General features: G+C 68.5%; 10 protein-coding genes. 1 reads left to right on the plus strand and 9 read right to left on the minus strand.

The window, feature by feature from the left end; translation table 11 throughout:
* Window positions 1–3 precede the first annotated feature (3 nt).
* The 6 genes from ACGFYP_RS14610 to ACGFYP_RS14635 all read right to left on the minus strand — a co-directional run bounded on the left by ACGFYP_RS14610 (window position 4) and on the right by ACGFYP_RS14635 (window position 8581).
* A complete protein-coding gene (locus tag ACGFYP_RS14610; RefSeq protein ID WP_393492036.1) occupies window positions 4–1482 on the minus strand; it encodes an amino acid permease in 1479 nt (492 codons plus the stop codon).
* A 190-nt stretch (window positions 1483–1672) separates the two neighbouring features.
* Window positions 1673–3592: a 1-deoxy-D-xylulose-5-phosphate synthase gene (gene dxs / locus ACGFYP_RS14615; RefSeq protein WP_393492039.1), complete on the minus strand. Its 1920-nt coding sequence runs from the start codon at window positions 3590–3592 to the stop codon at window positions 1673–1675.
* A 204-nt stretch (window positions 3593–3796) separates the two neighbouring features.
* Complete coding sequence (locus ACGFYP_RS14620; protein WP_393492043.1) at window positions 3797–5149, minus strand: sugar ABC transporter permease; 1353 nt, start codon at window positions 5147–5149, stop codon at window positions 3797–3799.
* Window positions 5146–5952 carry an ATP-binding cassette domain-containing protein gene (locus tag ACGFYP_RS14625; protein ID WP_315893074.1) on the minus strand — a complete coding sequence of 269 codons (807 nt, stop codon included), beginning with the start codon at window positions 5950–5952 and terminating at the stop codon, window positions 5146–5148. The genes ACGFYP_RS14620 and ACGFYP_RS14625 overlap by 4 nt, the downstream gene beginning before the upstream one ends.
* Window positions 5953–6131: 179 nt before the next feature.
* Window positions 6132–7247, minus strand: coding sequence for a substrate-binding domain-containing protein (locus ACGFYP_RS14630; protein WP_361964330.1), 1116 nt, complete (start codon window positions 7245–7247; stop codon window positions 6132–6134).
* 122 nt (window positions 7248–7369) lie between these two features.
* On the minus strand, window positions 7370–8581 hold the full coding sequence (locus ACGFYP_RS14635) for an ROK family protein (protein WP_393492047.1): 1212 nt from the start codon (window positions 8579–8581) through the stop codon (window positions 7370–7372).
* A 749-nt stretch (window positions 8582–9330) separates the two neighbouring features.
* On the opposite strand from ACGFYP_RS14635, the gene mgtA reads away from it, so the two are divergent.
* Window positions 9331–12060: a magnesium-translocating P-type ATPase gene (mgtA, locus tag ACGFYP_RS14640; RefSeq protein WP_393492051.1), complete on the plus strand. Its 2730-nt coding sequence runs from the start codon at window positions 9331–9333 to the stop codon at window positions 12058–12060.
* Window positions 12061–12137: 77 nt separating this feature from the next.
* On the opposite strand, the gene ACGFYP_RS14645 is transcribed toward mgtA, so the two are convergent.
* The 3 genes from ACGFYP_RS14645 to ngcE form a co-directional block, all read right to left on the minus strand.
* Window positions 12138–13076: a carbohydrate ABC transporter permease gene (locus ACGFYP_RS14645; protein WP_393492054.1), complete on the minus strand. Its 939-nt coding sequence runs from the start codon at window positions 13074–13076 to the stop codon at window positions 12138–12140.
* A 91-nt stretch (window positions 13077–13167) separates the two neighbouring features.
* Window positions 13168–14097 (minus strand): sugar ABC transporter permease, encoded by a 930-nt coding sequence (locus ACGFYP_RS14650; protein ID WP_361440953.1) that lies wholly within the window; start codon window positions 14095–14097, stop codon window positions 13168–13170.
* Between the two features lie 115 nt (window positions 14098–14212).
* Window positions 14213–15676, minus strand: coding sequence for an N-acetylglucosamine/diacetylchitobiose ABC transporter substrate-binding protein (ngcE, locus tag ACGFYP_RS14655; RefSeq protein ID WP_393492059.1), 1464 nt, complete (start codon window positions 15674–15676; stop codon window positions 14213–14215).
* Window positions 15677–15869: the final 193 nt, after the last annotated feature.

Raw genomic sequence — 15869 nt, forward strand, 5'->3', positions numbered from 1 at the left:
GGCCTAGTACTCCGCGTCGGCGCCGGCCTTGCCGAGGCGGCTGTGGGAGCGGCCGTAGAGGAAGTACACGACGACGCCGATGAGCATCCAGACGGCGAAGCGGAACCAGGTCTCGCCCGGCAGGTTCAGCATCAGCCAGAACGACGCGGCGATGGACAGGATCGGGAGCACCGGCACCCACGGGGTGCGGAAGGCGCGGTGCAGGTCGGGGCGGGTGCGGCGGAGAACCATCACGCCGACGGCGACCATGACGAAGGCGAAGAGCGTGCCGATGTTCACCAGCGTCGCGAGCTCGTTGATGCTGGTGAAGCCGGCCACGATCGCGATGATCACGCCGAGCAGGATGGTCGGCCGGTACGGCGTCCGGAAGCGCGGGTGGGTGATGGAGAAGAACCGCGGCAGCAGTCCGTCGCGGCTCATCGCGAAGAACACCCGGGTCTGGCCGAGCAGCAGGATGAGGCAGACGGTGGTCAGGCCGACGGCGGCGCCGAAGCTGATCACGCCGGCGTAGAAGGGGTGTCCGGCGGCCTTGAAGGCATCGGCGAGCGGGGCGCTGACGGAGAGTTCGCTGTAGTGCTGCATACCGGTGACGACCAGGGCGACGGCGACGTACAGCACCGTGCAGATGAACAGCGAGCCCAGGATGCCGCGGGGCATGTCGCGCTGCGGGAGCTTGGTCTCCTCGGCGGCGGTGGCGACCACGTCGAATCCGATGAAGGCGAAGAACACGACCGAGGCGGCGGTGAAGATGCCCATGACGCCGAAGTTGGTGGGCTCGTAGCCGAAGATCGTCTGGACCAGTGGGGCGTCCCAGGCGGAGCCGCCGCCCTCCGGGGTGACCGCGGCCGGGATGAACGGGTCGTAGTTGTCGCCGACGATGAAGAACAGGCCCGCGACGATCACGATCATGACCACGGTCACCTTGATGGCGACGACGAGGGCGGTGATCCGGGCGGAGAGCTTCATGCCGAGGACGAGGATCACCGTCAGCACCAGGACCAGGATGAAGGCCAGGATGTCGAAGGTCCCGCCGGGTGCGTCGGGGCCTTCCAGAGCCGCTGGTAGATGCCAGTCGATGTTGTCCATCAGCGAGCGGACGTAGCCGGACCAGCCGACCGCGACCACCGCCGTGCCGAGCGCGAACTCCAGGACGAGGTCCCAGCCGATGATCCAGGCGGGCAGTTCGCCGATGGAGGCGTACGCGAAGGTGTACGCGGATCCGGCGACCGGGACCGTGGAGGCGAACTCGGCGTAGCAGAGGGCCGCGAGTGCGCAGACGATGCCTGCGGCGACGAAGGCCAGCGCCGTGGCGGGCCCGGCGTTCTCCTTCGCCACCTTGCCGGTGAGGACGAAGATGCCGGTGCCGATGATGACGCCGACGCCGAAGACGGTCAGGTCCCAGGCGGAGAGGGACTTCTTGAGCGCGTGCTCCGGCTCCTCGGTGTCTCGGATCGATTGCTCGACCGTTTTCGTCCGGAACATCCCGGAGCTCGCCTGTGGCGGTTGCTGGTCCGTACTCACCGTCGTACCTCCGTGCCGTCGGTCCCAGGACCCATGATCGAGACACGAAAGGGGTGGCGCGCGTCGAGGATGCGGGTTTCACACGAAAGGGCCGGTCGGTCACCCCGTGGGGTGCTCCGACCGGCCCAATGGTGACGCGGTGTGACCTAGGTCAGTCGCGCGCGGGCTCCACGGCCCGCTCGCTGGACTCGTACTTGCCGTCGAAGCGGGAGACGAGGCCGGTGACCTGGCGGGCGATGTCCGGGGCGGTCAGACCGATCTCGGCCATCACCTCGGCGCGCGAGGCGTGGTCGAGGAAGCGCGGCGGGATGCCGAAGTCGCGCAGCGGTACGTCCACCCCCGCGTCGCGCAGGGCCTGGGCTACGGCCGAGCCGACACCGCCGACGCGGCTGTTGTCCTCGACGGTGACGACGACCCGGTGCTGCTCGGCGAGCGGCGCGAGGGCCTCGTCGACCGGCTTGACCCAGCGGGGGTCGACGACGGTCGTCGAGATGCCCTGCTTGTCGAGCAGGTCGGCGATCTCCAGGCACATCGGCGCGAGCGCGCCGACCGAGACCAGGAGGACGTCGGGCGTCCGGGTGCCCGGCTCGCGGAGTACGTCCATGCCGCCGATGCGGCGCAGGGCCGGTACGGCGGGGCCGACGGCGCCCTTGGAGAAGCGGACGACGGTGGGCGCGTCGGTGACCTCGACGGCCTCGCGCAGCTGGGCGCGGACCTGGTCGGCGTCGCGCGGGGCCGCGAGCCGCAGGCCGGGGACGACCTGGAGGATCGACATGTCCCACATGCCGTTGTGGGAGGCGCCGTCCGTGCCGGTGACACCGGCACGGTCCAGGACGAACGTGACGCCGCACTTGTGCAGGGCGACGTCCATGAGGACCTGGTCGAAGGCGCGGTTGAGGAAGGTCGCGTAGACCGCGAAGACGGGGTGGAGGCCGCCGGTGGCGAGGCCGGCGGCGGAGACCGCGGCGTGCTGCTCGGCGATGCCGACGTCGTACACCCGCTCGGGGAAGGCCTTGGCGAACTTGTCGAGGCCGACAGGCTGGAGCATGGCCGCGGTGATCGCGACGATGTCCTCGCGCTCCTTGCCGAGCTCGACCATCTCCTGGGCAAAGACGCCGGTCCAGTCCGCTCCGGAGGAGGAGATGGGCAGGCCGGTGTCGGGGTGGATCTTGCCGACGGCGTGGAAGCGGTCGGCCTCGTCCTGGAGGGCGGGCTGGTAGCCGCGGCCCTTCTCGGTGAGGCAGTGGACGATCACCGGGCCGCCGAAGCGCTTGGCGCGCGTCAGGGCGGACTCCAGGGCCTCGATGTCGTGGCCGTCGATGGGGCCGACGTACTTCAGGCCGAGGTCCTCGAACATGCCCTGCGGGGCGATGAAGTCCTTCAGGCCCTTCTTGGCGCCGTGCAGGGTCTCGTAGAGCGGCTTCCCGACGACGGGGGTGCGCTCCAGGATGTCCTTGCCGCGGGCGAGGAAGCGCTCGTAGCCGTCGGTGGTGCGGAGCGTGGCCAGGTGGTTGGCGAGGCCGCCGATCGTGGGGGCGTACGAACGCTCGTTGTCGTTGACGACGATGACCAGCGGGCGGTCCTTGGCGGCGGCGATGTTGTTCAGCGCCTCCCAGGCCATGCCGCCCGTGAGGGCTCCGTCACCGATGACGGCGACGACGTGGTCGTCCTTCTTGAGCACCTCGTTGGCCTTGGCCAGGCCGTCGGCCCAGCCGAGGACCGTGGAGGCGTGCGAGTTCTCGATGATGTCGTGCTCGGACTCGGCCTGCGAGGGGTAGCCGGAGAGGCCGCCCTTCATCTTCAGCTTCGAGAAGTCCTGGCGGCCGGTGAGGAGCTTGTGGACGTAGCTCTGGTGGCCGGTGTCGAAGAGGACCTTGTCCTTCGGGGAGTCGAAGACGCGGTGCAGGGCGATGGTCAGCTCGACCACGCCGAGGTTGGGCCCCAGGTGGCCGCCGGTCTTGGAGACGGCGTCCACGAGAAACGTCCTGATCTCTTCGGCCAGCTGTTCCAGCTGTTCCGGGGAGAGCCGGTCCAGATCGCGCGGTCCCCTGATACGGGTCAGCAATGCCACCCGTGCCTCCTTGCCATTGAGCTGGTCGAGCTTGCCGATTTGTCGAGTCTAATGTTCCGTCCCCGATCGTGGTCATCGGGCGGCGGGGTGCGCGTCACACGTGTGGCCGACACACCGCTGAGCGTACGGGCGGTCCACAGAGCCAGACGCAGCAGTGCCCGGCACCGGTTCTCCGGCGCCGGACACTGTGTGCTGGCTAACGCCCTAGGCGCGGCCTGCCGTCTTCTGCGTACGACGGGAGATCGAGTCGATCACGACGGCGGCGAGGAGCACCGCGCCGGTGATCATGTACTGGATCTCGTTGGCCATGCCGATCATGTTCAGGCCCTGCTGGATCGACTGGATCACGATCATGCCCAGGAGTGCCGACCAGACCTTGCCGCGGCCGCCGAAGAGGCTCGTACCGCCGATGACGGCGGCGGCGATGACCAGCATCAGCGTGTTGCCGCTGCCGAGGCTCTTGGTGGCGCCGCCGGAGAGGCTGGCCACGAAGAGGCCGCCGAAGGCGGCGAGCATGCCCGAGACGCCGAAGACGACGATCCGGACCCGGTCGACGTTGATGCCGGCGCGGCGGGCGGCCTCGGCGTTGCCGCCGACCGCGAACACCTTGCGGCCGAAGAGGGTGCGGCGGGCGACGAAGTCGGCGATCACCAGGACGGCCAGGAAGAGGACCAGGGCGAGCGGCAGGCCGCGGGCGCCCTCGGGCTCGTTCAGGACGTACGCGACGACGAAGCAGAGGACCGCGACGACGACGGTGCGCAGCACGATCTCGCTGACCGGCCGGGACGGCAGGAGGGCGGTCTTGCGGCGCTTGGCGTCGAGGAGGAGGGAGCCGGCGTAGGCGAGGACCGCGACGAGGGCCAGACCGTACGCGGCGGCCTTGTCCTCGAAGTAGAACGCCGTGAGGTTCTCCACGATCGAGCCGGAGGGGGCGTTGATCGAGCCCTCCTTGCCCATCAGCCAGATCTGCAGGCCGCTCCAGCCGAGGAAGCCGGCGAGGGTGACCACGAAGGCCGGGACGCCGATCTTGGCGAAGAAGAAGCCGTGCAGCAGGCCGATGAGGAGGCCGGAGGCGACGGCGATGACGACCGACAGGAGGTCGTTCACGCCGTTGGTGACGTTGAGCACCGCCCAGACGGCGGCGCCGACGCCCGCGACCGAGCCCATCGACAGGTCGATCTCGCCCAGGATGAGGACGAAGACGATGCCGACGGCCATGATGCCGAGGCCGGAGGAGTAGACCGCGATGTTGGCGACGGAGCTCGCGGAGAGGAAGTTGCCGTTCTGGAGCTGGAAGACGATCGCGATGACGATCAGGCCCAGGACGACCGGCAGGGAGCCGAGTTCGCCGCCGCGGATCTTGCGGACGAACTCGTTCCAGTAGCCCTTGAAGCCCTCCGCGCGGACCACCAGGCGGGGGTCGACGGTCGGGATCAGGGCGGTGGGGGGCTCGGCGGGGGCGGCCTGGGCCGGCACGGCGGCCTCGGGGGCCGGGGCCTCGGCGGCGGCGTTCCCGGTGCTCTCGGGCGTCTCGGGGGTCTTGGCGAGGTCGCTCACTTCGCGTCCTCCTTCGTGGCCGTGGCCGAGGCCGTACGGGCCTGCCGACGGGTCACGGCGTTGTCCGTGGCACCGGTGATGGCGGCGATGATCGTCTCGTGGGTGGTGTCCTTGACGTCGAAGACACCGTTGTTGCGGCCCAGGCGGAGCACCGCGACCTTGTCCGCGACGGCGCGGACGTCGGCCATGTTGTGGCTGATGAGGATGACTCCGTGGCCGCGCTCGCGCAGCCGCTCCACGAGGTCGAGCACCTGTGCGGTCTGCTCGACGCCGAGGGCGGCGGTGGGCTCGTCCAGGATGACGATCTTCGGGTCGCCGATCAGGGCGCGGGCGATGGCCACGACCTGGCGCTGACCGCCGGAGAGCGCCGCGACGGGGATACGGACCGAGGGGATGCGGATGGACAGGGTGTCAAGGAGCTCCTTGGCACGCTTCTCCATGGCGATCTCGTCGAGGACGGAGCCGGAGCTCAGCTCGCTGCCGAGGAAGAGGTTGGCGACGACGTCGAGGTTGTCGCAGAGCGCCAGGTCCTGGTAGACGGTGGCGACCCCGAGGTTCTGGGCGTCGTGGGGCTTGGTGATCTGGACGGGGCTGCCGTCCCACTCGATCACGCCCTCGTCGATCGGGTGGACACCCGAGATCGTCTTGACGAGAGTCGACTTGCCGGCGCCGTTGTCGCCGACCAGGGCGACGACCTCACCGGCGTGGATCTCCAGTTCTACGTCGGTGAGCACCTGGACGGCGCCGAACCGCTTGGAGACTCCGCGCAACGCCAGCACGGGCGTAGCGGACACGTGAATCATCTCCTTCGCCGCCTGACCGGCGGGGATGGTGGTGCGAAGAGCACTGAGGGGGGCTGTGGGAGGAGTCCGGCGCCCCGCCCCCGCTTGCGGGGCGTTGAACGGGGCGGGGCGCCGGACCGGACCGGGAGGCCGCTCGGACGGGGTCACCCGCTGCCGAAGGGCCGTACCGGCAGCGCGGGTTACTTGATGCCCGCCGCCTCGCAGGCCGCCTTGTACTCGGCGGTGCAGATGTCGGCCGCCTTGTAGACGCCGTCCTTGATGATCGTGCCGGCGATGTCGGTCTTGGTGACGACCTGGGCGTCGTACAGCTTCGCCGGGATGTCCTTGAACTCACCGGTCAGGCTGGTGACCTTGGTGGGAACGAGGTCGTCGATCTTCTCGCCCTTGAGGAGGCGGACCGCGATCTCGGCGGTGGTCTCGGCCTCCGGCTTGATCTGCTTGTAGATCGTGAAGGCCTGCTCGTCCTTCAGGATCCGCTGCAGACCGGCGAGTTCGGCGTCCTGGCCGCCGACCGGGACCTTGATGCCCTGCTTGGAGAGGGCGGTGATGATGCCGCCGGCCATGCCGTCGTTGGCCGAGTAGACGCCCTGGAAGCCGTCCTTGCCCAGCGAGTCGATGGCGGCACCCATCTTCTTGTTGGCCTCGTCCGGGGACCAGTCCGGGATGTCCTGCTCGTAGACGACCTTCTTGACCGCCGAGTCGAGGACGCTGTGGGCGCCCTTCTTGAACAGCGGGGCGTTCGGGTCGGTCGGCGAACCGTTGATCATGACAACGTTGGCGTCCTTGGCCTTGTCGCCGAGCGCCTTCACGAGGCCCTCGCCCTGGAGGCGGCCGATCTTCTCGTTGTCGTACGAGACGTAGGCGGAGATCGGGCCCTCGGCCAGGCGGTCGTACGCGACGACCGCGACGCCCTGCTCCTTGGCCTGCTGGACCCAGGACTTGGTGGCCTTGTAGTCGACCGAGTCCAGGATGATGACCTTCACGCCCTGCGTGACGAGCGCGTCGAACTGCTTCTTCTGCGTCTCGGTGTCCTGCGCGGCGTTGTTGTACTTGACCTCGCAGTCCGAGCAGAGGGCCTTGATCTTCGCCTCGATGATCGGGCGGTCGAAGGTCTCGTAACGCGTGGTCTTGTTCTCGGGCAGCAGCAGACCGATGGTCTTGCCGTCGCCACCCTTCCCGCCGGTGCTGTCGCCCGAACCCGAGCCGCTGTCGCCCGCCTTGCCACAGGCGGCGAGGGAGAGGGCCATGGAAACCGCGGCCGTGCCTATGACGACGCGACGCGTCATTGCGTTCATGTGGGTGTGCCTCCCTGACGAGGCCGCGACTTTGCGGCCGAGGTGGCTGGAAGTCAACTCGGCCACGGAGACATCGTCAAGAAGTAAATCCTTAACGAGATGGCAACGGTGCCATTCGTTATCTAAGTGAAGGCAGGGGGGGAGGCCTGCGCGGCGCCGGGCAGGGAGCTCTCCAACAGGGTCGAATCGCCCATTTCACTCAGTACGAGAGCCAGCGCGCCGAGCACCTCCGCGCGGCCGCCGAGCGCCCCGGGAGCCAGCGACAACTGGCGGGCGGCGCTGGGGATGGCGTACCGCGAGACGGAGTCGCGGATGGGCGCGAGGACCAGCTCACCGGCCTCCGCGAGGTCGCCGCCGAGGACCACCCGGCTGGGGTTGAGCAGGTTGCAGAGGTTGGCGACACCGCTGCCGATGTGGCGGCCGACGTCGGCGATGACGCGGCGGCAGCCCGGGTCTCCCTCGCGGGCCAGCTGGACGACCCGCTCCATGGTCAGATCGGGGCCGTGGCCGGGCTGGAGCAGGGGCAGGACGTACCGGGCGGCGGTGAAGGTCTCCAGGCAGCCCCGGTTGCCGCAACGGCAGACAGGGCCCGACTCGTCGAGCGTGATGTGCCCGATCTCGCCCGCCGTGCCGCCGGGGCCCCGGTAGACCCGCCCGTCGATGACGAGACCGGCTCCGACGCCGCTGGCGACCTTGATGTAGGCCAGGTCCTTCACCCCCCGGCCGCTGCCCCAGACGAGTTCGCCCAGCGCGCCGAGGTTGGCGTCGTTGTCGACGTACACGGGCACGCCGAGCCGGCCGGAGAGCTCGTCGGCCGGGTTGATGCCGCTCCAGCCCGGCAGGATCGAGGTGGAGCCGAGCGTGCCGGAGGAGACGTCGATCGGGCCCGGTACGCCCAGGCCGACGCCGACGACCTTGTCGCGGCCGATGCCGGTGGCTCCGATGAGCCGCATGACCAGGTGTTCCGCCCGGTCGAAGCCCTCGGCGGAGGAGGCGTCGACGTCCAGCGGCTCGGACTCCTCCGCGAGCACCTGGTGGGCCAGGTTGCCCACGGCGACCCGCAGATGGGTGTGGCCGAAATCGACGCCGATGACGATGCCGGCGTCGCCCGAGAGGGAGACGCTGCGCGCCCGGCGGCCGCCCGCGGACGTGGGGGTGACGTCGACGGTGCCGCCGTCCTTCAGCTCCCGCACGATGTTGGAGACCGTCGCTGCGGACAGGCCGGTCGCCCGGGCGATCTCCGCCTGGGTGAGCGAACCCGCCATGCGTACCGCACGGACCACCCGCTCGAGGTTGGCCCTGTGCAGAGATGTCTGCGACCCCGGAGTCTCCATCGACTCATCCACTCCCGCCTGCGAAGGACGGTGTGATCACCGCCTCGGCCGGGGCCGCGCCTGTGAGACCCCAGCTTGTTCTCCAACTTGTGAACTCTAAGCTGAGCCTTTGGGGTTGTCCCCCGTCAAGACCTTGAGCAAGGGGAGGCTCGGATGAGCCCGGTGGCGAAACCCTGCCCGGTCCGACCAAGAACGGGCAAACGACAACGCACTCGGTGACGCCGCATCGCACCTGACCGCGGGGATGAATCTGCAGGTCAGGGCCGGTACGGACGCCCTGTTCGGGACCTGTGGCCCGGCCCTCGGCGGGACTTTCGGCCCGGGAGGGGCGGGGTTCGGACCGTGTTAACTTCGAGATGTCGCCGTGACACCGGCTTGCCCGTCTTCGGCCCGGTGCGGCGATCGATTCTGTTGGCGCGACGCGAGGAGGTGTTCGGGATGAGTCCCGAAGGAAGTCCTCGCCGCCACGTTTCGGCCGGCTGACCCTTCATAGGTCGTCGACCGTTCCCCGGGTCCGGCGTTCTCCTTTTCACCGTACCCACGGGGCACCCCTCTGTGCCGCCCCGTACCCACGGTGCTTTCTCCCCTTCCCCCTTTCACCTCCTTCACCTCTTTCACCGATCACTCCGTGTGACGGCTCCTCGCGCGGTCCGTGCCGCGATGTCGCGCCGCGGTCCGCCGCGCCGTGATGTCGCGCTGTCCGCGCTGCCGTGCTGCCGTTCGCCGTCGCACCGGAGGGAGGATTCGTCATGACCATGATCACCCCCCGTTTCCCCGAGAAGCTCGCTCCGCCGGGCCGGGACGCCCGTACCCGCCGCGAGCGCAGGACGGCCGAGCTGGAGGCCCGCACGCGGCTCGTCGGCGACCGGCTCGTGGAGATCAGCGCCCGTCCCGGCGACCGGGTCCTGCGGGACTTCGCCGCCACCCGCAACGGGCTCACCCACGTCGAGGCCGCTTCCCGCCTGGAGCGCCACGGCCCCAACGTGGTGGCCCAGGAGCGCGCCCCGCGCTGGTACGTCCAGCTCGCCAAGGCGTACGCCAACCCCTTCATCGCCGTCCTGGTCCTGCTCGCCGCCGTCATGTGGTGGCAGGACCCGGCGGACCCGGGCGTCGTCATCCTGTCGACGATGGTCCTGATCAGCGGGGCGCTGCGGTTCTGGCAGGAGTACCGTTCCGGCCGCGCCGCCGACGCCCTGAAGCGGCTGGTCACCACGACCACCGCCGTGGTGCGCAGGGTCGGCCGCGGCACCGCGCCGGCCACGTTCGAGGTCTCGATGGACCAGGTCGTCCCCGGCGACCTGGTGCGGCTCGCGGCGGGCGACCTGATCCCGGCCGACCTCCGGCTCATCGCCGCCAAGGACCTGACGGTCGGCCAGGCCGCGCTGTCCGGCGAGTCCCTGCCCGTCGCCAAGCACGACATCCGGGCCGACGACCGGGGGCAGCGGGAGACGACCGACCCGGTGGAGGCGGGCAACCTCTGCCTGATGGGGACGTCGGTGACGTCCGGTACGGCCACCGGAGTGGTCGTCGCCACCGGCGCGGACACGTACTTCGGCTCGATGGCGGGTTCGCTGATCGGCGAACGCCCGCGGACCACCTTCGACGCGGGCGTCCGCAGCGTCAGCTTCCTGCTGATCCGCTTCATGCTGGTGATGGTCCCGGTGGTCTTCGCGATCAACGGGCTCACCAAGGGCGACTGGGACGAGGCCTTCCTCTTCGCGATCGCCGTGGCCGTCGGCCTGACGCCCGAGATGCTGCCGATGGTCGTCTCCGCCAACCTGGCGCGCGGCGCGGTCACGATGGCGAAGCGGAAGGTCGTCGTCAAGCGGCTCAACGCGATCCAGAACCTGGGCGCGATGGACGTGCTGTGCACGGACAAGACCGGCACGCTGACGGAGGACCGGATCGTCCTCGACCGCCATCTGGACGTGCACGGCGAGGAGGACACCGAGGTACTGGAGTACGGCTACCTCAACGCGCACTTCCAGACGGGCCTGCGGAACCTGATGGACCAGGCGGTCGTCGACCGCGTGGACGAGGCCGAGGAGGTTGTCGTCGACGCACGGTTCTCGATGGTCGACGAGATCCCCTTCGACTTCGCCCGGCGCCGGATGTCCGTGGTCCTCAACCGCAACGGTCTGCTCGGCACGACCGGCCGGCCCGAGCACGTCATGATCACCAAGGGCGCCGTGGAGGAGGTCCTCGACCTCTGTACGCACATGATCGACGGCGGCCGCAGGGTGGAGCTGACCGAGTCGGCGCGGATCAAGGCGACGCTGACGGCCGAGGAGAACAACCGGCGGGGCCTGCGGGTGCTCGCCGTGGCCACCCGTACGATGCCGTCGCCGCGCGACACCTACGCGGTCGAGGACGAGTCGCAGCTGACCCTCGTCGGCTTCCTGGCCTTCCTCGACCCGCCGAAGGCCGACGCCGAGGCCGCCCTCCAGGGCATCGCCGACAAGGGCATCGCGGTCAAGGTGGTCACCGGCGACAACGAGCTGGTCGCGGCGCGGATCTGCGCGGACGTCGGCCTGGACGTCGGGCAGGTCGTCAGGGGCACGGAGCTCGACGCCCTGGACGACGGCGAGCTGCGCGAACTGGCCGCCCGTACCACCGTGTTCGCCAAGGTCAACCCGGTCCAGAAGGCGCGGATCGTACGGGCCCTGCAGGCGGAGGGTCACACGGTCGGGTTCCTCGGCGACGGGATCAACGACGCCGCCGCGCTGCGCGAGTCCGATGTCGGCATCTCGGTCGACACCGCCGTCGACATCGCCAAGGAGTCCGCGGACATCATCCTGTTGGAGAAGGACCTGACGGTCCTGGAGCAGGGTGTGGTCCAGGGCCGGACGACGTTCGGCAACACCATCAAGTACATCAAGATGACGGCGTCGTCGAACTTCGGCAATGTCTTCTCGGTGCTCGTGGCGAGCGCGTTCATCCCGTTCCAGCCGATGCTCGCGATCATGCTGCTCGTGCAGAACCTGGTCTACGACATCGCCCAGCTGGCCACCCCGTGGGACCGGATGGACGAGGAGTACCTGCGCAGGCCCCGTAACTGGGACGCCAAGGGCATCGGCCGGTTCATGGTGACGATCGGACCCATCAGCTCGATCTTCGACATCGCGATGTTCCTGATCATGTGGCACGTCTTCGCCGCCGACACCTCGGCCGAGCAGTCGCTCTTCCAGTCCGGCTGGTTCATCGAGGGGCTGCTCTCGCAGACCCTGATCGTCCACATGATCCGGACCCGGAAGATCCCGTTCATCCAGTCCCGCGCCTCCTGGCCGGTGATGGTGACGACGGTGCTCGCGGTGCTGACCGGGCTCTGGCTGCCGTTCTCGCCGTTGGCCGGCTCGCTGGGCTTCGTCGCCCTGCCGGCGAGCTACTTCCCCTGGCTCGTCGGCGTGCTGCTCGCCTACTGCACGCTCACCCAGCTGGTGAAGACCTGGTACATCCGCCGGTTCGGCACCTGGCTGTGACGGCGGGGTCCTGACCGCCGCCACGGAACAGAGGGCGGCCCCCGCACGGGGGCCGCCCTCCGATGTCTCCGGGGCCGTTACTTCACCGCGCCGGCCGTCAGTCCGGCGACCACCTGACGCTGGAAGATGATGTACGCGGCGAGGACGGGGAGCATCGCCATGACCAGGCCCGCGAACAGGCCCGACCAGTCGCCCTTGTAGCCCTGGCTGACGGCGAGCTGCACCAGGCCCTGCGAGAGCACCTTCTGGTCCTGCTCCGTGTTGAGCACGGTGGGCAGCAGGTACTGGTTCCACTGGCCCAGGAAGTTGAAGATGCCCACGCTGATCAGGCCGGGCTTGGCCATCGGCAGCATCACCTGGAAGAAGGTCCGGGTGTGCGAGGCGCCGTCCATGAAGGCCGCTTCCGCCACCGAGGTCGGCAGCGTGCGGAAGAAGGCCGTGAGGAAGAAGACCGTGAAGGGCAGCGAGTACGCGATGTAGACCAGGATCAGGCCGTGCAGCGTGTTGAGCAGGGCCATGTTCTGCAGCACGTAGAACAGCGGCACGAGCGCCAGGATGATCGGGAAGCTCATCCCGCCGATGAAGAGGAAGTAGATGAAGCGGTTGCCCGGGAAGTCGAAGCGGGCAAGGACATAGGCCGCCATCGAACCGAAGAGCAGCGTGCCGATCAGCGAACCGCCCACCACCAGGATGGTGTTCAGGAAGTAGTCGCTCATGTGCGCCTCGGTCCAGGCGCGCGACCAGTTCTCGAAGTGCAGCTTGTCGGGCAGCGCCCAGGGCGAGGTGAAGATCGCCCGGTCGGTCTTGAAGGAGGTCATGACCGCCCACAGCAGCGGCATGACCACCATGATCGCCCAGATGATCAGGATGCCGTGGGAGAAGACGTTGAGGGTCGCGCCCTCCGCCTTGCTCGTCCTGCGGGGAGCGGGGGGCGGGTTCGTCGTCACCTTCGTGACGCCGGGCTCGGGCGGCTCGGGCAGCGCCGCGCCGGCGGGAGGGCTGTCGATGGCTTTCACCGGAGGTCACCTCGTGCTGTCGTGCCGGCCACCGCGACCGAGCTGCTTTCCTGCTGGGGGTCCGAGGGCTGTCCCCCGGGAAGACACAGCATCAGTACTCCAGCCGCTCGCGCCGGCCGAGCCGCATCACGACCGCCGCGAAGAGCAGCGTGACGACGAGCAGCGCGACACCGATCGTGGTCGCGTAGGCGGCCTGACCGTCGCGGAAGGCCTTCTGGTACACGTACAGCGGCAGCACGATGGTGGAGTAGTCCGGCCCACCGCCGTTGGGGCCGACCGTCATGATCTGGACGACCGCGAAGGACTCGGCGCCGAGCGCCAGGATGCCCATGTAGATCCAGCCGGACTGGACGGTGTCCCAGAGCAGCGGCAGGGTGATCTTGAAGAAGGTGGTGAACCGGTTGGCGCCGTCGAGCAGCGCCGCCTCGTAGAAGTCCTTGGGGATCGAGGCCATGCCCGCCGAGAAGAGGACCACGAAGAAGCCGACCGTGGACCAGACGAGGACGACCATCACACAGATGAGGGCCAGGTTCGGGTCACCCAGCCAGTCGGGCTGGATGCTGCCGAGTCCGACGCCCTTGAGGACCGAGTTGATGGCTCCGCTGTTCGGGTTGTACGCGAACTGGAAGAGGAGCGCCACGATCGCGATGGACAGCACCTGCGGGAAGAAGTACACGATCTTGTAGAAGGACGAGCCGCGCACACCTGCGACGGCCGCTCCACGGCGGCGCCGACCGCCGACATTGAGCATGAACGCGAAGAACAGCGCCAGGCCGACGGTGACCAGCGGCAGGACGACCGCGAAGGTCAGGCTGTGCTGGAGCGATTTCCAGAACACCTCGTCGTCGAGCATGCGGCTGTAGTTGTCGAACCCGACCATCCGGAATTCGGGGCTGAGACCGCTCCAGTCCGTGAACGAGTAGTAGATGGACTGGATGAAGGGCCAGATGACGAACAACGCGTACATGGCCAGGGGAACCGCCAGGAACCCCACGATGAAACGGTACTTGCCGTGTTGCATTCCTACCGACCCCGATCTTCCCGCGGAGTAGCCGCTGGTGCCGTGCGTGGCGTGAGTTCCCTACGCAAGGAGCCGGGGCCCGCTCCCGGTCGGCGGGAAGGGGCCCCGGCACAGCTCACTGGTGCTTGTAGTGCTTGATGGAGGAGTCCTTGGCCGCCTCGTCGGCGAACTTCTGGATCTTCTTGATCGTCTCGGCCGGAGTCGCCCGGCCCGCCATCATCTCGCCGATGCCGGCGACACCGATCTTCTCCTTCTGCAGCGCCACGTACCAGTCCTGCAGACGCGGGTTGACGACATTCTGTCCGGCCTTGTCGAGGGCCGCGACACCCGACTTCAGGCCCGGGGTCAGCTCGATGCCGTCGGTGCCGCCGTTGAACGCGGTCAGCGACTTCACGGACTTGGTGAAGTTCTTCGAGGAGGCCTCGCTGAGCATGATGCGCAGCTGCTCCATGCCGCCCTCGGCGTTCTTCGCCTTGGCCGGGACGATGAAGGGCTCACCGCCGGAGGCCCAGATCGTGCCGAACGGCATCTTGTCGGAGGAGTCGATGCCGGTCGGGGCGGAGACGGCGAGGTTGAAGTCCGCCGGCATGGTCTTCGCGGCCTCGTTCTCCACCCACGAGCCGTTGGGGATGAAGAGCGCCTTGCCCTCGGTCCAGGCGGTCTGCGACTGGATGTGGTCGAGGCCCGGGGTGCCCTGGAGGATGTACCCCTTCCGCTGGAGCTCGTAGTACGCCTCGAAGCAGGCCTTGACGGCCGGGTGCTCCCAGGCCTTCGGCTCCAGGTTGTCGATCGCGTCGAGGACCTCGCGGCCGCCGACCTTGGCGATCATCGGGTAGAGCGAGAAGGGGACGTAGTACGGGTGCTTGCCTGCGTACGTCCAGCCCGCGATGCCCTTCTTCTTGGCCTTCTCGCAGACGGCCAGCATCTCGTCCCAGGTCTCGGGGTACTTCGCGTCGAGCGAGTCGAGGAGCTTCTGGGAGTACCAGACGCCGTAGATCGTGTAGGCGTAGTAGAGGATCCAGACCGGGGCGCCGTCGAACTGGCCCATCTCCACGATGCCCGGGCGCAGGGTGTCGCGGACCTTCTTGTTCGGGTCGTCGATCGAGGCGGCGTCGAGGAGCGCGGTGAGGTCGGCCAGCTGCTTCTGGCCGACGAGGACGCCCATGTCCATCTGCTCGGCGCCGGAGTTGTCGATGAGGTCCGGCGGGTTGCCGCCGTTGAACCGCGGCTGCAGCTCGGTGGTGATCTTCTGGGTGGCGGTGAACTTGACCTTGGCCTGCGGATAGGTGCCCTCGTAGACCTTGACCGCGTCCTTGGCGTACTGCTGGCCGAAGCCTCCGTCGAAGAGGACGAAGTCCAGCGGAGCCGACCCGTTGACACCGAGCGGGTTCTTCTCCGACTTGGTGCCCTTCTCGACCTTGTCGCCGCCGTCGGTGGTGCCGCCGCTGGCACAGGCGGAGAGGAAGCTCATCGTCGGCACCGAGATCAGACCGAGAGCGGCGGAGCGCTTGATCAGACCGCGGCGGTCGATGCCCTCGTTGGTGCGGCCTTCGTCGTTGTGCGCGGAGGTGGATCCCATGCTCAAGTCCTCGCCTTCATTCAGGACTCAGGCGGTGTACCGGTCGCCCGTTTCTGCTCGCCACAGGCGAAGGGCCCCGCCACCGCATTCGAATGCAGCTTGGGTCGTACACGTACAGGCGTCGTGCCGTCGGGTGAGTGGTACGACGGTCCGGACGCCGACAGGTATAGTCCACTTCCCTTCTCCTGAGCAA

The sequence above is a fragment of the Streptomyces sp. NPDC048370 genome (assembly GCF_043200825.1).
In the GTDB taxonomy this organism is placed as follows: Bacteria; Actinomycetota; Actinomycetes; order Streptomycetales; family Streptomycetaceae; genus Streptomyces.

What these genes read in the sequence shown, in the direction of transcription:
- ngcE (WP_393492059.1), bottom strand. Translation starts at nt 15,676, where the DNA reads ATGGGATCCACCTCCGCGCACAACGACGAAGGCCGCACCAACGAGGGC.
- ACGFYP_RS14630 (WP_361964330.1), bottom strand. Translation starts at nt 7,247, where the DNA reads ATGAACGCAATGACGCGTCGCGTCGTCATAGGCACGGCCGCGGTTTCC.
- ACGFYP_RS14650 (WP_361440953.1), bottom strand. Translation starts at nt 14,097, where the DNA reads ATGCAACACGGCAAGTACCGTTTCATCGTGGGGTTCCTGGCGGTTCCC.
- ACGFYP_RS14610 (WP_393492036.1), bottom strand. Translation starts at nt 1,482, where the DNA reads ATGTTCCGGACGAAAACGGTCGAGCAATCGATCCGAGACACCGAGGAG.
- ACGFYP_RS14635 (WP_393492047.1), bottom strand. Translation starts at nt 8,581, where the DNA reads ATGGAGACTCCGGGGTCGCAGACATCTCTGCACAGGGCCAACCTCGAG.
- ACGFYP_RS14625 (WP_315893074.1), bottom strand. Translation starts at nt 5,952, where the DNA reads ATGATTCACGTGTCCGCTACGCCCGTGCTGGCGTTGCGCGGAGTCTCC.
- mgtA (WP_393492051.1), top strand. Translation starts at nt 9,331, where the DNA reads ATGACCATGATCACCCCCCGTTTCCCCGAGAAGCTCGCTCCGCCGGGC.